Here is an 18,426-nt window from a genome sequence, read left to right as displayed (position 1 = left end):
GTCAATCTTCCAGAAAGTAATCCGAATCCAGGGTCTTGATGGTGAGGGTCTGGCGTGTGGTGACGCCAACGCCGTATTCGATCATCAGGGCGGCAAGACGGTCACCGTCGATCAGCACAATGCGTTTCTCAATCAGCCCGACATACTCCTGCGCCTCACGGCTAAAGCTGGAGGTGGTGATAAATACCCCCTTGCGGGCCTTGTGCAGATCAAGCGCCCCCGCGAAAGACTGGATCTCGGGACGCCCCACGGTTTTGTCGGTGTAGCGCTTTGCCTGCAGGTAGATGGAGTCGAGCCCCAACCGGTCTTCCTTGATGATGCCATCGATGCCACCATCGCTGCTGTAACGAGTGGTGCGGGCGGCATCCTGCTGACTGCCGCCATAGCCCATGGCCACCATCAGATCGACCACCAGCTGTTCAAAGAAACGAGGGGAAAGGCCCAAGATCTCGGCAAGCAGGTCATCGGCAAGGGAGCGATTGATGGCAGATAGTGCCTGCTCAATCTGCTCTTGAGGGGTGCTGGCCTGCTCTGGTGTTGGCGTGTCTGTCGGGATCGCCATGGCTTGTTGCGTATTGCCTGCGCTCTCACTGGAGGCCAGGGTAAACGCTACGAACTCGTTGAATTGGGCCAGATAGCGGTTGTCGATTGACTGTCCCGAGACTAGCGCCACCTTACCCCGTTCGGTGATAAGGCAAATGCCCCGCTTGGGTTGTTCGATGAGCCCTGCCTTGACCAGATAGGTCTTGGCCCAGCCGACCCGGCTGCGCAGCGTGGTTTGGCGGCCACTGGGCAAGGTGTCGGCCAACTGCTCCGGAGTAAAGGCATAGTGCTGGCAAACCCGCTCGAATACCTCACGTAGAGGGCGGGCGACACCATCGGACAATACCTTGAGCACGGCAGGCATCATGGCTTCATAGCTGGGCAGGGTTTCTTTCATCGGGCGACCGGAGCGAGACAAAACAGGCACTTATCTTGTCACAGCGACCTGCTTGGGGCCAGTGGATGGCATCTGGAGTGTGCAGGAGGTCATTTAAAAGAGGATTGCTGGTGGACTTAGCCACCAGCGCTTTTTATTTACACTCCAGTTGTGGGGGTTAAAAAATATCGAATTGATCTTGAGCTATATGATCAAGCCCACTCCTCGGCAACTTCGGTCAATGTCTCTCCATCCTCATCCCATCCGGTGCCAGAGAGCTCATCATTAGGTAGGGGGTTGAAGTCATCTTCATCGAGCAGTTCACTGTTCTGGCGGGCAGCTTCGGCGGCCACGGCTGCGGCCACCTCTGCCCGGCGATTAGGGAGCCAGACCTCCATGATCTCTTTTTGCTCGGCCATGTAAGCGCGGGACATCTCTTCCAGCTCGGCATCGGAGATACCGCCATCGGCATCAGTGATCGGTTCGATGAAGCTAACCTCTCTGGCGACTTCCAGCTCCAGGAATCGGGGTAACTTCAACCCTTTTAACTCCAGTTCTTGAGCTGTTTCTAAAGCGCTCCAAGCGTTCTTTTTCCGGTTCTCCAGTATCTTGATGGTTAAGTACATCCGCTCATTTTTATTGTAAGGATGCCGCTCATTTTCGGCTTGCCTGCGCCTCCATATAGTGCTCTTACGATTTCCAAGAATCCGCTCCAGTTCCGACAGTCGCTGTGCCGGGGCCATTTCAGCCTGCATGATGGCCATTGCGAGTGGCATCGGCGTTTCGGTGCCGGGGTAGTACCACACCTCCCCATTGGCGTAGTCGTCCTTAACTTGCTGAACGGTATTATCCTTGCATCGATAAAGCTGAAGATAGCGACCGCAAGCCAGTACCAGCTCTCCATCATCCCCAGCTAATTCGATCGCTGCTTTCAGAAGATCATCATCCAGATTTATGGATGATACATACCCACCAGTATGGTTTTGTGCTGTCAAAGGCTCCATATACTGGGCCATCTTGTTTCCGAAATCGGTTATCCATTCATGGTGATCATTTTCTGTATTTTCGACCAAGGGTATTGTTGTGTGTGAGTGATCGCTTTTGTGTGTATGAGCCTCTTCACTTTGGAGTGCCTTTTTTCTGTATCTTCTTGATTTTGTTGTTTTTGATTCTTTTTCTGTACCGACTGATGCATAGGGCTCTTTGGCGGTGAGATCGCTTGGTAAGTGATCATTCCCTGTAGAATGATCACTTTGTCGCTGACTCTTGGATTGCTGCGCCACGTTGCCTTTAACTGCGCTTTTTACTCCACGCATGGCCCGGCGAGCTGTAGAGGGGTTTAATCCAAATAGGGCTGCATAGGCGGCCAACGTGAGTTCTGGGTACTCCTCTAGATACCGCTTTTTGTGTTCTTCCCAATCATGCTTTGTCATCCAAGATCCTCGCTCATTACTCAATTTCAATCCCCCGCGTAGTTGGGGGCGTCGTATCTTTTACACTTGCGGCATTTAATGCATCCTGATGCTGCGGCTGATCTGGTAGTCCTTGACGGCTGGTGGCCGATCTCCTTTTGTTTCTGCCTTGGCCAAATAGCTCAAGCGGTAGATCAGCAGCCGATGCTCGTCTAGACGGTCATGGTGAACGTGATAAAACGGGTTTTCAGGTAGTGAAAGATAACCATATGTCCATTCCGCTTTGGCTAAACGGTAAACATTGTCTGAGTGTTTAACCTTTTGCCCATCTAGTAGCAGTGCCAGGTGGTAGTGCTGGACTTTTGACCTTGCTTTCTCTCTGACCCAGATATAGCCGTGGTAGCAGGGACCATAATGTCGGATCAGTTTGGGTTTAAGCTGTTTGAAGAAATGGCTGATTGGCTGGTTGTCTATTGTCCCCTGCTTCATTTTTAGCTCCATACGAATGGCGGTAAGCTTGCTGGTTTTGCTGAAGAACTTTTCTAGTAATTGAAAAATGCCATCCATGATCTCTCGCCTGATATGGATGTGATTGATTACGGCCCAAGCATGGCCTTGATACTCATAGTTGAGGGGCAATGTTAAAGACGAGTTATTATTAATATTGGGCATATATTATTAATATCCTAGCGGTTCGGGTGAATACCGAAGGCAGCTACCCCCCGTCATTGATAGTCGGACGGCTTTTCTGTGGCGTTTTCTGATTCAGAAAAAACGGCTTTAATGTTCCAGTTTGTTACATTAGGTGCCAAATAAAGGAGGCGATTGCCTCCTATTGTGGCTTCAGTGTGCCGTTAACCAAGCTTCAATCTGCTGCCTGGTCCATCCCATGACCCGCCCGTTGTTATGCTTAAGCGGTGCGGGAAGTTTGGATAATTCGATCCAGCGATAGATCGTCGTTCTTGAGCATCCCAGTACTCGTTGCAGGTCTTTATGCTTGAGTATTGGTTGCAGCGTGCCGCTATCTGCAGCGGCTAGACTGCGATAGCTAAATGGAGCTCTAGCCATTATTGCCCCTCCATCAGCTCTGCTACCCATTTCTGGTAAACCGATTCAGGCCATCCTACGGTTTTACCGTGAACTTTGATCGGTTCAGGAAACACGCCATCGCGAACCCATGCCCACAGGGTTCGGCGATTGCGTCCTACGAGTTCACAAACATTTGTAATGGATAGGATTTTTTGAGAAATCATTGCTCACCTCGTCTCGTTTGATTTGATAGAGGCAATGTTAGCGAGACGGATTTTTTACACCTCCGAAAAACAGATAGATAAAATTTCGGAAAGTTGGCTGAAAAGCGACCATTATGTTTGTAACTAACTGTTTTACCTCAATTCATCTTTGACAATCTTAGTTCCATGTCCCTGATCACACCATCTTCTGATGGCAGCTTGATAGTCATGTTCAGCAAATTTAAGTGCATTTGGCCGCCGAGTATCACTGATATGTTTGGCTGTTATCGGATTGTCTGGATTGCCCAGGTGGCTGGGATACAGGATGTCGGCTAATTGATCATCCGTGTACTGGAAGCCGTTATGGCGAGCCCAGAGCATCAAATCCAGCATTGGAATGATGCTTTGTTCAATGATGTTCTTGATGATGCTGTTACGCTTAGATTGATTCGGCCGTGGACAACCAAGTTGTTCCCGCCATATGGGGAGTAATGCCTTCAGGTCGGCAAGAATATCCTCATCAGCTGCGCTGAGATCAATGTCATTCAGCACCTGTGTTACATGATGTGGCATTGCAGCCGCGACACTGGCATGCAGGTTAACCAAAGCGGGCTCCCCGTTAGCAAACCTATCTTTTTCATCCTGAATCGTTGTAGGAAATTGCTTTTCTATCAGTTGATGCAGATCGCTTAACGCCATAATCGAGATGGGACGGATTGATTGCGACGATGGCAGCTGAGCTTCAGATTGTGCTGCAAAAACTCGGCTTCGTGGTTCATGCCGCAAACAAATCTGACCAGAGGCTAGTCGTGTAATCAGATTTGATAGATCGCAAAAATGCGTCAACTTATGGGCTCTGTAAAAGGCTTCTTCACATAGTTGGTTGTTCGTTACGTCCAGTAACTCCGCGTATGAATCTAGTTTGAACCACGTTGGGGGGCGGCGGGTTCGTTCTTTTCTTGTCGCCATGGATGAGCCCTTAAATATAAATAGCGCGATGAAAAAATGTTGGATTTATATACTGCTGGTTACTGTCTACCAGCATGGCGAAGGGGGGTGACATTATCACTGGTGGGACAATTCCAGATCATTGACTGCCATAGTTCCAGAGCAACTTTCTGTTCTGATAGGCGATGATCATGGATGTAGTGGCTCATTACACCTTTAAGGCTATGGCCCGAGATGATCTCGATAACATGGGGTGCAGTGCCTGCTGCGGTGAGATGGGTGGCTAGCGATCGTCGCAAGTCGTGAAAGGTCCAAAAGGGGGCATGACCAAGCCTCACTGATAACTTATGGCCATAGGTGGACACAGTATTCAGTTTCTTCAGCGAGCCGAGGAGATAGTGGGTTTTGTTCTGTTTCGCTTGAGCGATTAGTTCGGTTATTACAGGTTTGATCTGTTCTGGTATGGCGCGAACAATCCTGTGATTTGTTTTTGAGTGTTCGATTGGAACAGTCCATATCCCAGCGGACAAGTCCCACTCCGTGATATGAGATTCCCGTACTTCTCCCGTTCTCGCGCCAAAAGTCAGTAGCAAGAGCGATAGTGCACGATAGTAGGAGTTGGAGGAGGGGCTTTTGATCCACTCCATGAGAGTGTGGATTTCCGTGAGGCTTAGAACACGATCCTTTTTCCCACCTCGTTTACCTACATCTGCAATGGTCAGGTCATTGAGTGCGTCAGAGGCTGCGTAGCGCCGAACACGGCAATACTTCAGTGCTTGTTTTGAGATCTGGAAGAGCATGCCAGCAGAAACAGGTGCCTGCTTGTTGCATCCATCAAAGACCACCAGCCAATGTCTGGTTTCACAATCGACCAGGGGGAGATCGCCTATCTTGGGAAAGAGCCACTTTTGGAATAGCAGCCTGATTTTGGTGGTGTTCTTCCTGTTCTGGGTGGCGTAGTTATCTAACCAGTAACAAATCGCATCTTTTACCGTCACGGGTTTTAGCCGCTCTTCCTTGGCCAGCTTGAGCATCAGCGCTGGATTGTGGCCAGCCGCTAGCCATCCCTTGCATTGCTCTGTCTTTCGACGGGCTTCTTCAAGGTCGATCCCTGCGCTGTTGTTGGTGAACTTCCCCAGGGTGACTTCCAGATTTTTGCCATCGAAGCGATAGCGAAAAACGAAGCTCACTGACCCACTCGGGTGCCAGAAAGCGTTAAGTCCATCACCACGATCGATTTTCCGAATCGGCTTGGGACCATCATGTTTGGTGCCAAGCATTTTTCTGAGTGCAGTGATCCCTAATGCCATTTCAAACCCCCACTAAACCCCATAAAAAACCCCACATATGTATCCCTAACTGATATCACAACCTATCACAAGATAGGACGATGATTCTCACTGGGCCTTATATATCATGGGGCTTTAGGAGGCAAGGCGGGTTTTCTTTGGACGAGGTGAAACGTTAGTTGAGCTCTTCGATGGAGAACTCGCCAGCGATACCATCACAGGAAATGGCGAAACCGCCGCTGAAGCGGGTGCTGAACTGGATCAGGAACGCATCGGAATCCTGCTCTTGCGGGGGCAGGTTGATGGGTTTGCTACGACGCAGGGGCTTGTGTGTTTGTACGGCTTTCATCATGGTATTTCTCTATATAAATTAGGTGTTTGCTCCTTGTATTGGCAAATGTCAGGTCAATGGGCGCGGTCGATTGGGTGAACGACAAGCGCGCAGGAATACCCAGCCCGGTTAAGGGGCGTCTGCACTTTTCAAGGAATATGCTGATGCATAAATCAAATTGGGTGGGCAGATCGGGTCTGCACCGTGAGAGCCGGGCAACGCAGGCAGACAGCCTGACGGTTCTCAAGGCGAGTAAATCAGAGGAAGGTTATGTGGGTACTGGCAGGATTCATCTAACGTTGAAACATTGCGAACATAAACAGGGCTGATTAACTAGCCGAGGCGCATTCTCTCCTCGAAATGAATAAAAAGCAAACAATAATTTGGCGATACTCGCTGAAAATCATTTTTTCTGTGCGTTAAACCACCAGCTGGCAGTAACAAAGAGGGCTCCCGACGGGAGCCCTCTCTTATTCTGCAAGCAAGTTCCGGGGTGACTCAGTAGTCGCCACAGGCCTTCTTGGCGGCAGTGATCATCGGGGTGATGGTCATGCCTTGCACCACGATGGAGAACATCACCACCGAGTAGGTCATCACCAGGATCACTTCCCGCAGATCCACCCCCTGTTCCGGGATCATCATGACGCCGGAAGGCAGTGCCAGTGCCATCGCCATGGCCAGACCACCGCGCAGACCACCCCAAGTGAGGATCCGTACCGAGAAGGTGTTGTAGCTGCGGAATCTGCGGAAGGCCATATAAGGCAGCGACACGCTGATGAAGCGAGCGGCCAGGCAGAGTGGCACCGCAATCACCAACAGCACCCAGTCATGCCAGGAGAGTTCCAGCAGCACCAGCGCCAGACCGATCAGCAGGAACAGCAGGGCGTTGAGGAACTGGTCCATTAACTCCCAGAAGTGATCCAGGTGATGACGGCTCTGTTCGGAGAAGCCGGAGTGGCGGGTCCAGTTGCCGATCATGATGCCGGTGACCACCATGGCCAGCGCGCCGGAGACGCCGATCATGTTGGCGAAGGCAAAACCGGCGGTCGGGATGCAGAGGGTCAGCAGCAGCTCAAGGGAACCATCGTCGGTGGCGCTGATCATCACGTGGGCGATCAGGCCCAGCACGGCGCCAAACAGAATACCGCCGAGGGCTTCATGCAGGAACAGACCGGCCACGCTGCCGAAGGTGGGCTCGACACCGCCAAAGGCCACGGCAAACACGGTGGCGAAGATGACGAGGCCGACACCGTCGTTGAACAGGGATTCCCCTTCGATCTGGATGGCGATCTGGGGTGGCGCTTGCATCTTCTTGACGATGGCCAGTACCGCAATCGGGTCAGTGGGGGAGATCAGCGCACCGAACAGCAGGCAGTAGACCAGTGGCAGTTCCCAGCCCAGCAGCTTGGCGATAAACCAGAAGCCGTAGCCGATGATGAACGTAGAGAGCAGGGTCGCCACGATGGAGAGAATGGTGATCTCCCACTTCTGGCTACGCAGCGCCTTGAGGTTGATGCCGAGGCCACCGGCAAACAGCAGGAAGCCCAGAATCCCTTTCAGCAGGAAGTTCTGGAAGTCGATACTCTCCATAGTTTTGACGGCAAGAGGTTCCAGATTGAACCAACCCAGTTTACCAAACAGCACCAGCAATGCGGAGATCACCATGGATCCTGCGGTGATGGCGATGGTGGTCTGGATCTTCACAACATACTGGTTGGCAAAGGCGATAAAAATCGCCAACGCTGCCAGAAAACAGAGTGTGTAGTAGACGCTCATAGTTATTTTTTTCTCATTAGTAGACAGCAAGCACGTATCCCCATGCGGGACGGGCATAGGGTACTCTCGGGCCCTATGTTACTCATTACCTATAAATGAGTATATCTTGCTATGTTTGGACTGATAGACGGCTAGATTTCCATTTTTTTTGTTTGCTGTTAGGATGCTTGTTACGCAGTTGCATGGATGTAGAGGAGCGAGTCGTGGCGAACAGGAAGCCGAGCATAAAGTCGGACATCACAAAGAAACTGGAATTCTGTCTCAAGGAACGGATCCTGATCATCGACGGTGCCATGGGCACCATGATCCAGGGCTACAAGCTGGGTGAGGCGGATTATCGCGGTGAGCGGTTTGCCGACTGGCATACCGACATCAAGGGCAACAACGATCTGCTGGTGCTGACCCGTCCGGCGGTGATCCGCGAGATCCACGATCAGTATTGCGCCGCCGGCGCCGACATCCTCGAGACCAACACCTTCAACGCCACTCGCATCGCCATGGCCGATTACGAGATGGAGGAATTTTCGGCCGAGATCAACCGTGAAGCCGCTCGTCTGGCCCGCGCCGTGGCAGACGAGTGGACGGCAAAAGATCCCGCCAAGCCGCGTTTCGTTGCCGGGGTTTTGGGCCCCACCAACCGCACCTGCTCCATCTCGCCGGATGTGAACGATCCCGGCAAACGCAACGTCACCTATGACCAGCTGGTAGCGGCCTACACCGAATCAACCCACGCCCTGATCGAGGGCGGCGCCGACATCATTCTGATCGAGACCATCTTCGATACCCTCAACGCCAAGGCGGCCGCCTTCGCGGTGGAAGGGGTGTTCGAGGAGTTGGGTTACAGCCTGCCGGTGATGATCTCCGGCACCATTACCGACGCCTCCGGTCGTACCCTCTCCGGCCAGACCACCGAAGCCTTTTATCATTCGCTGCGCCACGTCAAACCGGTTTCGTTCGGCCTCAACTGTGCGCTTGGGCCGGACGAGCTGCGCCAGTATGTGGAGGAGCTGTCGCGGATCAGCGAAAGCCATGTCAGCGCCCACCCCAACGCCGGTCTGCCCAATGCGTTCGGCGAGTACGATCTCGATGCGGGTGAAATGGCGGCCCATATCCGCGAGTGGGCCCAGAGCGGCTTTCTCAACATGGTGGGCGGTTGCTGCGGCACCACCCCGACCCATATTCGCGCCATGAGCGATGCCGTGGCGGGCATCAAGCCCCGCGTGCTGCCCGAGCTGCCGGTAGCCTGTCGCCTGTCGGGCTTGGAGCCGCTGATCATTACCCCCGAATCCATGTTCGTGAACGTGGGTGAGCGCACCAACGTCACCGGTTCGGCCAAGTTCAAGCGGTTGATCAAAGAGGGGCTCTATGACGAGGCGCTGGATGTTGCTAAACAGCAGGTAGAGAGCGGCGCCCAGATCATCGATATCAACATGGATGAGGGGATGCTGGACGCCGAAGCGGCCATGGTGCGCTTCCTCAACCTGATTGCCGGTGAGCCGGATATCGCCCGGGTGCCGGTGATGATCGACTCCTCCAAGTGGGAGGTGCTGGAAGCTGGCCTCAAGTGCGTGCAGGGCAAGCCGGTGGTCAACTCCATCTCCATGAAGGAGGGGGAGGCGAAATTTATCGAGCAGGCCAAACTGCTGCGCCGCTATGGCGCTGCCGTGATCGTGATGGCGTTTGATGAGGTAGGGCAGGCGGATACCCGCGCCCGCAAGTTCGAGATCTGCCAGCGCGCCTACCGCATTCTGGTGGATCAGGTCGGTTTCCCGCCGGAAGATATCATCTTCGACCCCAACATCTTCGCGGTGGCGACCGGCATCGATGAGCACAACAACTACGCGGTGGATTTCATCGAGGCGGTGAAGGACATCAAGACCCATCTGCCTCACGCCATGATCTCCGGCGGCGTCTCCAACGTCTCTTTTTCGTTTCGTGGCAACGAGCCAGTGCGCGAAGCCATTCACGCGGTGTTCCTCTATCACGCCATCCAGAACGGCATGGACATGGGGATCGTCAACGCCGGTCAGCTCGCCATCTATGAAGACATTCCGAAGGATCTGAAGGCCAAGGTCGAGGCGGTGGTACTCAACCTCAATGACAATGCCACCGAGGATCTGCTGGCCATTGCCGAGACCTATCGCGGTGCTGGCGCTCAGGCGGAGGATCCGCGGGATCAGGAGTGGCGCAGCTGGCCGGTGGGCAAACGGCTGGAGCATGCCCTGGTCAAGGGGATCACTGACTTCATCGAAGAGGATACCGAACAGGCGCGGGCCGAGGCTGATAAGCCACTGCACGTCATCGAAGGGCCGCTGATGGATGGCATGAACGTGGTCGGTGATCTGTTTGGTGCGGGCAAGATGTTCCTACCACAAGTGGTCAAATCGGCGCGGGTGATGAAGCGGGCGGTGGCCTATCTGCAGCCCTATATCGAAGCTGAAAAACAGGGCAGTTACAGCAACGGCAAGATAGTGCTCGCCACCGTCAAAGGGGATGTGCACGACATCGGCAAGAACATCGTCGGGGTGGTGCTGCAGTGCAATAACTACGAGATCGTCGACCTCGGGGTCATGGTCTCCTGCGAGACCATCCTCAAAACCGCGCGGGAGGTCGGTGCCGATATCATAGGTCTGTCGGGCCTGATCACCCCGTCGCTGGACGAGATGGTGCACGTGGCCAAGGAGATGGAGCGTCAGGGCTTCAAGCTGCCGCTGTTGATCGGCGGCGCCACCACCTCCAAGGCGCACACCGCGGTGAAGATAGAGCAGAACTACAGCGAACCCGTGGTCTATGTCTCCAACGCCTCTCGTGCGGTGGGGGTGGCCCAAAGCCTGCTCAACCCCGAGCTCAAGCCCGCCTTTGTCGCCCGTATCGACAAGGAGTACGAGATTGCCCGCGAGCAACATGCCCGCAAGCAACCCAGATCCAAGCCGGTTAGCCTGGCCCATGCCCGTGCCAACCGCCAGCAGCTGGATTGGGTCGGTTACCAGCCACCCAAGCCCCGCGAGCTTGGGGTGCAAAAGTTCGAGAACGTGCCCATTTCGGTGCTGCGCCCCTACATCGACTGGACCCCGTTCTTCCTGAGCTGGGAGCTGGCGGGCAAGTATCCGCGCATCCTCGAAGACGAGATCATCGGTGAGGAGGCAACCACCCTGTTTGCCGATGCCAACGCCATGCTGGATCAGCTGGAAAAGGATCAGAGCGTGCGCTGCGCCGGTATTATCGGCCTGTTCCCGGCCAACGCGGTGGGGGACAGTATCGAGGTTTACAGCGACGAGTCCCGCACCGAGGTCATCAAGGTGCTGCACCACCTGCGCCAGCAGAGCGAGAAGCAGGGCTTCCCCAACTACTGTCTGGCGGACTATGTGGCGCCGAAAGAGAGCGGCAAGCCGGACTGGATCGGCGCCTTCGCGGTGACCGGCGGTATCGGCGAAGAGGCCATCGCCAATGCCTACAAGGCGGATCACGATGACTACAATGCCATTCTGATCCAGGCGGTGTGTGATCGCTTGGCAGAGGCGTTTGCCGAGTACCTGCATCAGCAGGTGCGCAAAGAGCATTGGGGTTATGTCCCCGATGAAGCGCTCTCTAACGAAGAGCTGATCCGCGAGAACTATCAGGGCATTCGTCCGGCGCCGGGTTACCCGGCCTGCCCGGAGCACACCGAGAAGGGCAGCATCTGGGAGTTACTGGAGGTGGAGCAGGCCATTGGCATGACACTCACCGAGTCCTACGCCATGTGGCCGGGGGCGGCGGTGTCGGGCTGGTACTTCTCCCACCCCGAGAGCAAATACTTCGCGGTGGCGCAGATCCAGCAGGATCAGGTTGAGGATTATGCCGCCCGCAAGGGGATGACGCTGGCAGAAGCAGAACGCTGGTTGGGGCCTAATCTGAGCTGAATCACGATTCTCGACGTGTCACAGGTTGATCTTTGACAACAAACGGCGGCATCCTTGCACTGGTTTGATGAACCGCATGGAGCCGCCGTTTGCCGTGTTGATAACTCTCATTTGGCAGCGTGCTGTTTTGTGTGGTTTGTCTTGTTGTCAGGAGAAACAATTGGCGTTGTCTTGGCGCTGTGGCGCCTTATACTCTCCCGCCCCAACCTGCCCAGGCGTTGCCTTCTAGCGGAATTTTCATGAAGATTGCCATTTTATCCCGTGAGCCGAAAAACTATTCCACTCGCCGTCTGGTCGAGGTGGCGCAGGCGCGCGGCCATCAGGTCGAGGTGCTCGACACCCTGCGCTGCTATATGAATATTGCTTCCCACAACCCTTCGATCCATTACGAGGGCGGGGAGCTGGAGAGTTATGATGCGGTGATCCCCCGGATCGGGGCCAGCATCACGTTTTATGGCACCGCTGTACTGCGCCAGTTCGAGATGATGAACACCATGGCCCTCAACAGCTCGGTGGCCATCAGTCGCTCCCGCGACAAGCTGCGGGCCATGCAGTTGCTCTCCCGCCACGGTATCGGCCTGCCCATCACCGGCTATGCCCACAGCACCCACGACGTGCCCGACCTCATCACCATGGTGGGCGGTGCGCCGCTGGTGGTGAAGCTGCTGGAGGGAACCCAGGGGATTGGCGTGGTGCTCTGCGAGACCCAGAAAGCCGCCGAGAGCGTGATCGAGGCCTTTATCCAGACCAATAACAACATTCTGGTGCAGGAGTATATCCGCGAGGCCAATGGCGCCGACATCCGCTGTCTGGTGGTCAATGGCAAGGTGGTGGCAGCGATGCGCCGTCAGGCTCAGCCGGGGGAGTTTCGCTCCAACCTGCACCGTGGCGGCACCGCCGAGGCGATCAAGATCACCCCGGAAGAGCGTGCCACCGCCGTGCAGGCCGCCAAGATCATGGGGCTCGATGTTGCTGGCGTGGATATCCTGCGCAGTGCCCGTGGCCCGCTGGTGCTGGAGGTGAACTCCTCCCCCGGCCTGCAAGGGGTGGAAGCCGCCTCCGGCAAGGATGTGGCTGGCAAGATCATCGAGTTCCTCGAACTCAAGGCGAGCCGCAAGAACAAACCGGCAGAGTGAGCCTCGGGCTTGCATCCATTAGATCGAAACAGGACGCCCTCGGGCGCCTTGTTGCTATCTGGCTGGTTGGTTGGCGTTGGTACAGCGCCCTCACCCTGACCCTCTCCCAAAGGGAGAGGGAACCGATAGCGGGACTGTTTGTGGTTGGTAGGCTATTCACGATTTATCCATAGAGCGAAGATCTACCCCCTTCTCCCACTATTTTGAATAGACGGGGAGAAGGGTTGGGGATGAGGGGGCTATGCCTTCGTGAGGTCGCTGGTGATCATCGCCAGCCGGGCGCTGAATACGCCATTCTCCAGCCGGGTGTCGATCTGCCAACCGAGTTTCTCGCAGATGCGCTGGATGATGGTGAGGCCACAGCCGTAGCCGAGGATCTGATCCGGCGCCGCTGCCGTCGGGTTGCTGATGGTGAGCACCGGGCCACACAGCTCGATGTCGATATGTCCCTCGGCATAGCTCAGGGCATTTTTCAGCAGGTTGCCGAGGGCGATGGCGAGCAGGGAGAGGGGGGCGTTTACTTCGCTGCTCTCGTCCAGGTTAAGCCGGATATCGAGGGCCTCCCGCTGCAACAGCGGAGCGAGGCGGGCCAGCTCCTGACGGATCAGCGGGGTGACCTGTTGCAGCGGCCGCTCCACCGCCTCCTTGCGGCCCAGCAGCAGGAAGGTCTCGGTGAGCAGCGCCATCTCGTCGGCGGCGGCGCGGATGCGGGTGGTGGCGCGGGCGGCCGGTGCGGGCAAGTCCGTCACCTTGCCGAGCAGGGCCGCCGAGCCCTGGATCACCATGTTGGGGGTGCGCAGCTCGTGGCTGGCGAAGCGGCTGAACTCCTGCTCGCGGGCGAACACAGCGCTCACCTCCTGCTTGCCGGCCAGCAGCGCCAGCTCGATATCCCGCAGCTCCTGCCAGGGGGCGTCGGGCTCGAAATCCGCCTGATCCGGGGTGAGGTGGGCGACCCTCTGTTGCAGCCGTTGCAGCGGTCCGGTGATATGGCGCACCAGCCAGATGCCGAAGCCCAGCGAACTGAGCAGCAGCACCAGCCCGATCAGCCGGGTGGCCAGATGCAGCTTGTCTTCGTAGGGGTCTAGGTAGTCGTCGGCGTCGTCGTTGAAGACCAGATAGAGCAGTCCCTCGCCGGAGGGGTGACGGGCCACCAGAAAGTGTTTGTCCTCCTTGCCCAGCTGGTGCTCGAAAAAGCCGGGGGTCTGGTAGGGCTTCAGCCATTTCGGCAGGCGGCCCGCTTCGGTCCAGTAGCTGGAGAACTGTCTGGGGCTCGGGGCAGCGGCGGCCGGGCCGAGTCGCAGCCAGTCATCGCTGTAGCGGGTTACTTCGGCTTCCAGCCAGTGGCGCAGGCTCAGCTCCTCCATCTTGTCCTCGGCCACCAGCATCAGGCCGGAGAGCAGGATCAGCAGCACCACCCCGGCGCCGCCGAGCGCCATGATCAGGCGGCGGCGCAGGCTCGGCAGGCTCATGCGCTCACCAGCCGGTAGCCCTGGCCGTGCAGGGTTTCCAGCATGGGGGTGGGGAAGGGTTTATCCAGCGCGTTGCGCAGGGCGTAGATGTGGCTGCGCAGGGCATCGGAGTCGGGCTCTTCATCCCCCCAGACTGTGTCGAGCACCTCCTGACGGCTGACGATGGCGGGGGCGCGGCGGGCCAGCAGCGCGAGGATCTGGAACGGGATCTTGCCGAGCTTGAGGGGCTCACCGGCACGGGTCGCACGGCCGCTGGCGACATCGACCGTCAGATCGCCGAAGCTGATGGCCCCCACATCGCCGCGCGGGCCGCGCAGGCTGAGGGCTTGCAGCCGCACCTCCAGCTCCTCCATGGCGAATGGCTTGACCAGATAGTCATCCCCTCCCGCCTTGAAGCCTGCCAGCTTGTCTTCCAGACTGTCGCGGGCGGTGAGAAACAGCACGGGGGTCGGGATCCCCTGCTCGCGCAGGCGGACTACCGTGCTGAGGCCATCGAGCCGTGGCATCATCACATCCATGATGATGACGTCGAAACGTTGCTCCTCCAGCAGTTGCAGCGCCGCCTGACCGTGATAGGCACAATCGAGGCGGTGACCGGCCAGTTCCAGATAATCCATGATGGTTTCCGCCACCTGAGGATTGTCTTCCACAACCAAAATCTTCATGCTTTGCTCTCCTGGTTGGCGAGCGCTTCACGCTCTTTTCACACCGGATACGGCATCCTGTTTGCCAGTGTAACCCCGAGGATCCCCGATGAAGAAGTTTCTCTGCGCCCTCCTGCTGCTGATTTTGTTGCCACTTGGCACCGCACAGGCGACCGAATTCAAGCTGATCGGCCGCACCACCTGGCAGCTTGGCCAGCTGATGGTCAACGGCATGCCGTTCGTGATCGACGACCAGACCCGCTTCAAGGATTGGCTCAACGAAGATGATCTCGGCGGCACCTGGGTCGAGATGAAGGGGGTGGTGGAGAACGGCGTGCGCTATGTGCGCAAGGTCGAAGCCCTCGATGAAGATGACAAGGGCGAGATGGATCTGGAAGGGCCAGTCGAAGGGGGGCGGATCTGGGGCTACACCACCTCGGACAACAGTCTGACTCCGTTCGAAGGGCGCTGGCTCGAACTTGAGTGTAAGTTTGACGGCATGCGCCTGAGCCGCTGCCGCGAGGATGACTGATCCGATCTGCCCTGACGAACTCGCCATGACACCGAATGAAGCCCATGCTTGTCCAGCATGGGCTTTTTTGTTCAGGGACGAACCAAGATGGAACAAGCGAGAAAATGGTGTGCATGGATGCTGGGAGTGCCGCTCTGGGCGGCGCAGGCGGGGGCCGACGAGTTGTGGCTGGTGGAGCTGGAGCACAGCGATGGCATCCGCCTGCAATTTCAGGGGGCCGAGGTGGAGCAGGGCAGTGCCGCCGTCTGGCGGCAGGGAGTGGTTTGGGATCAGTCGCTCAAACCGGGCGACCGCCTCGCCCTGCTGGTGGCCGACCGGGTGGCCACCCGGATCGAGCTGCTGGCCGCCAGAGCGCCGCTGGCCAATCAGCCCTGGCAGCGGGCGCAAGATCGCCTGCAATCCTTTGATAAACGGCAACTCACGCTGGCAACACTGGGCACTGTGCCACTCAATTCCGAGGTGCGCTGGGTCAACGGTTCGGCCGCCGATCTGCACGTCGGGAGCGAGCTGGTGCTGATCCGTTCTACGGATGGAATATTGCAGGGAATTGAAGTTATCAATCCGGAAGAGTAATTCAGTGCAGCCCTTTAAATATAAGCTTCCCACGTTGTGACAAGTATTAGAAATTACTTGTCACAACTATTTATGATGAACATCTCAATAAAGTCATCGCTCTAATTATTTACCTTGTTTATATATACTTAATTTGTCATTGATAAATTTTGGTGGTTTATTGAGTCACAGGCTGGGCTCATTAGAGTTCACGCCCGCTAAATAAATAGGAATGTATCTATAGAATAAAAATTATCGTATGTCTGAAAGAGGGATAAATGATGAATAGAATAATTACCGCCAATCTGGCGTTTTTGGCATCTTCACTGATGCTCGCTCAGGTTCAGGCGGCTGAACCTGTCTACCCTGATCAGGTCAAGTGGGCCGGTCTGGGAACGGGGGTGTGTGCCAGTGGCTATCGCCCCCTGACCCGCGATGAAGCAATGAGTATCAAGGGTAATCTGGTCAGCCGCATGGGGCAGTGGCAGATCACCGGATTGGCTAATCGCTGGGTGATCATGGGGTCTGGATATAATGGCGAGATCAAGCAGGGAACTGCTGGAGAAACCTGGTGCTACCCAAATTCACCGGTTACCGGAGAAATACCCATACTCTCTAGCTGGAATATTCCGGCGGGGGATGAAGTCGATGTGCAATAGCGGCTGGTTCATGATAATGATTATTTCATCAAGCCGGTCAGTTATCTCGCTAATTATTTGGGCTACGCCTGGGTGGGGGGAAATCATAGTCCCTATGTCGGGGAAGATATGGATGTTACCCGGCTCGGCGATGGTTGGCTGATAAAAGGGAATAACGATGGCGGTTGTTCGGGTTATCGTTGTGGGGAGAAAAGCTCCATCAAGGTGAGTAACTTCTCCTATACCCTGGAGCCCGACAGCTTTAGCCACGGCGAGGTGACAGAGAGTGACAAGCAGCTGATCAAGACCATCACTGCCAATGCGACCAACTACACCGATCTGCCCCAGCAGGTGGTGGTGACCCTGAAGTACGACAAGGCCACCAACTGGTCGAAGACCGACACCTACAGCCTGAGCGAGAAGGTGACCACCAAGAACAAGTTTCAGTGGCCGCTAGTGGGTGAAACCGAACTCGCCATCGAGATTGCTGCGAGCCAGAGCTGGGCCTCCCAGAAAGGGGGATCAACCACTGAGACCGTCTCGGTTGAAGCGCGCCCCACAGTGCCGCCTCACTCCAGACTGCCGGTGCGGGTTGCGCTCTACAAGTCCAACATCTCCTACCCCTACGAGTTCAAGGCCGAGGTCAATTATGACCTGACCATGAAGGGCTTCCTGCGTTGGGGCGGCAATGCCTGGTATACCCATCCGGAGAATCGCCCGACCTGGGAGCACACCTTTGCCGTCGGGCCCTTCCGCTACCAGTGGGACAAGCGTTATATCCCGGGTGAAGTGAAGTGGTGGGACTGGAACTGGGCTATCAGCCAATACGGCCTGTCGACCATGCAAAACAACCTGGGCCGAGTGTTGCGTCCGATCCGTTCTGGCGTCACCGGCGACTTCTACGCCGAGAGCCAGTTTGCTGGCGATATCGAAATCGGTCAGCCACAGAACCGTTCCGCGAAGGTCTTGCTGAGTAGCCCTTCTGGCGAAGGGGTGGCACTTACCGGTGTGGAGCTGGACAAAGAGACTCTTGCCAATGAAGGCTTTGGCGATGTCAGTCTGACCATAGCTCCGGTGCGATAATCTCCTTTTCAGGCCTCCTTTCATGGAGGCCTGTTCTTGTTCTGCGCAAGACGATGCGCTTGCCCTGTGCCCCCTCGATTTCCCCCTATCGCTCTCCTTTTTGGTGACCTTCCCCCTGAATGATTACTGCGTGAGCCCATGGCTTGCCAAGGTGTCGCGAACGCAGGTTTGACCTCTACCTGGGGTGGCCCCGTGAGCGAGGCATTGTTCACTCATCTGTTGAAAATGGTTCACTCATCCGTTGAAAGAGGAGCGTTGGCCAGATTGTTAACGGCTTGTGCTTTACATTTTCGCGCTTATACTGGCGCCATCTTGTCGGAGTGCTAACCGTCGAACGACGCAAAGCTGAGACCGTTAATTCGGGATCCGTGGAACCTGATCAGGTTAAAACCTGCGAAGGGAAACAAGGGTAACTTGCGGGTTGCCGCGCTGGGGGCGTCACGCTATAGAGAGCAGCGCCCCGCTCATCGAAGGGATCACCCTTGATGGGTCAGGGCGCACAGGAGGGAGTCTGTCCCATCCGGTTGTCCAGCACGTGGGGCGCCTTGCCCACAGCGTGCAGAGAG

At 56.1% G+C, this 18,426-nt stretch carries 15 protein-coding genes, 1 pseudogene and 1 riboswitch; of the genes and pseudogenes, 5 read left to right on the top strand and 11 right to left on the bottom strand.

The features are described from left to right. Position 1 precedes the first annotated feature (1 nt). From ACY8FN_RS01420 to ACY8FN_RS01380, 9 genes are all read right to left on the bottom strand, one after another. Positions 2 to 940 carry a restriction endonuclease gene (locus ACY8FN_RS01420; protein WP_201883736.1) on the bottom strand — a complete coding sequence of 313 codons (939 nt, stop codon included), beginning with the start codon at positions 938 to 940 and terminating at the stop codon, positions 2 to 4. A gap of 191 nt (positions 941 to 1,131) precedes the next feature. Continuing rightward, on the bottom strand, positions 1,132 to 2,352 hold the full coding sequence (locus ACY8FN_RS01415) for a hypothetical protein (protein WP_463099042.1): 1,221 nt from the start codon (positions 2,350 to 2,352) through the stop codon (positions 1,132 to 1,134). A gap of 75 nt (positions 2,353 to 2,427) precedes the next feature. Then, on the bottom strand, positions 2,428 to 2,898 hold the full coding sequence (locus ACY8FN_RS01410) for a YagK/YfjJ domain-containing protein (RefSeq protein ID WP_223917987.1): 471 nt from the start codon (positions 2,896 to 2,898) through the stop codon (positions 2,428 to 2,430). 276 nt (positions 2,899 to 3,174) lie between these two features. After that, positions 3,175 to 3,399, bottom strand: a complete 225-nt coding sequence (locus ACY8FN_RS01405; RefSeq protein WP_158508560.1) for a helix-turn-helix transcriptional regulator — start codon at positions 3,397 to 3,399, stop codon at positions 3,175 to 3,177. Next, entirely contained in the window at positions 3,399 to 3,584 is a 186-nt protein-coding gene (locus ACY8FN_RS01400; RefSeq protein WP_463099041.1) for a helix-turn-helix transcriptional regulator, read from the bottom strand. Before ACY8FN_RS01400 ends, ACY8FN_RS01405 begins: the two co-directional genes overlap by 1 nt. Before the next feature lie 132 nt (positions 3,585 to 3,716). Next, a complete protein-coding gene (locus ACY8FN_RS01395) occupies positions 3,717 to 4,532 on the bottom strand; it encodes a DUF6387 family protein (RefSeq protein WP_463099040.1) in 816 nt (271 codons plus the stop codon). A 59-nt stretch (positions 4,533 to 4,591) separates the two neighbouring features. Beyond that, positions 4,592 to 5,821 (bottom strand): tyrosine-type recombinase/integrase, encoded by a 1,230-nt coding sequence (locus ACY8FN_RS01390; RefSeq protein ID WP_463099039.1) that lies wholly within the window; start codon positions 5,819 to 5,821, stop codon positions 4,592 to 4,594. Between the two features lie 154 nt (positions 5,822 to 5,975). Then, entirely contained in the window at positions 5,976 to 6,152 is a 177-nt protein-coding gene (locus ACY8FN_RS01385) for a hypothetical protein (RefSeq protein ID WP_275057086.1), read from the bottom strand. Between the two features lie 477 nt (positions 6,153 to 6,629). Further along, positions 6,630 to 7,907, bottom strand: coding sequence for a cation:proton antiporter (locus ACY8FN_RS01380; protein WP_463099038.1), 1,278 nt, complete (start codon positions 7,905 to 7,907; stop codon positions 6,630 to 6,632). 182 nt (positions 7,908 to 8,089) lie between these two features. Between ACY8FN_RS01380 and metH the strand changes: the two genes are divergently transcribed. Together metH and rimK are read left to right on the top strand one after the other, a co-directional pair. Continuing rightward, entirely contained in the window at positions 8,090 to 11,806 is a 3,717-nt protein-coding gene (gene metH / locus ACY8FN_RS01375) for a methionine synthase (RefSeq protein ID WP_463099037.1), read from the top strand. Between the two features lie 239 nt (positions 11,807 to 12,045). Then, positions 12,046 to 12,942, top strand: coding sequence for a 30S ribosomal protein S6--L-glutamate ligase (gene rimK / locus ACY8FN_RS01370; RefSeq protein WP_042024591.1), 897 nt, complete (start codon positions 12,046 to 12,048; stop codon positions 12,940 to 12,942). A gap of 239 nt (positions 12,943 to 13,181) precedes the next feature. Here the strand turns inward: rimK and ACY8FN_RS01365 are convergent, their stop codons facing one another. After that, positions 13,182 to 14,411, bottom strand: a complete 1,230-nt coding sequence (locus ACY8FN_RS01365) for a sensor histidine kinase (RefSeq protein ID WP_463099036.1) — start codon at positions 14,409 to 14,411, stop codon at positions 13,182 to 13,184. Next, positions 14,408 to 15,076, bottom strand: coding sequence for a response regulator transcription factor (locus ACY8FN_RS01360; protein ID WP_463099035.1), 669 nt, complete (start codon positions 15,074 to 15,076; stop codon positions 14,408 to 14,410). The genes ACY8FN_RS01365 and ACY8FN_RS01360 overlap by 4 nt, the downstream gene beginning before the upstream one ends. 88 nt (positions 15,077 to 15,164) lie before the next feature. Between ACY8FN_RS01360 and ACY8FN_RS01355 the strand changes: the two genes are divergently transcribed. From ACY8FN_RS01355 to ACY8FN_RS01345, 3 genes and pseudogenes are all read left to right on the top strand, one after another. Next, a complete protein-coding gene (locus ACY8FN_RS01355) occupies positions 15,165 to 15,587 on the top strand; it encodes a hypothetical protein (RefSeq protein WP_101320660.1) in 423 nt (140 codons plus the stop codon). 87 nt (positions 15,588 to 15,674) lie between these two features. Beyond that, entirely contained in the window at positions 15,675 to 16,160 is a 486-nt protein-coding gene (locus tag ACY8FN_RS01350; RefSeq protein ID WP_463099034.1) for a hypothetical protein, read from the top strand. Positions 16,161 to 16,420: 260 nt separating this feature from the next. Next, positions 16,421 to 17,860: pseudogene (locus ACY8FN_RS01345) on the top strand (aerolysin family beta-barrel pore-forming toxin). Positions 17,861 to 18,166: 306 nt separating this feature from the next. Then, positions 18,167 to 18,280: riboswitch (TPP riboswitch) on the top strand. Positions 18,281 to 18,426: the final 146 nt, after the last annotated feature.

The organism is Aeromonas sp. 160P (assembly GCF_055193095.1).
Note: the sequence above shows the minus strand (reverse complement) of the source record. Positions and strands in the feature narration are given on the sequence as shown.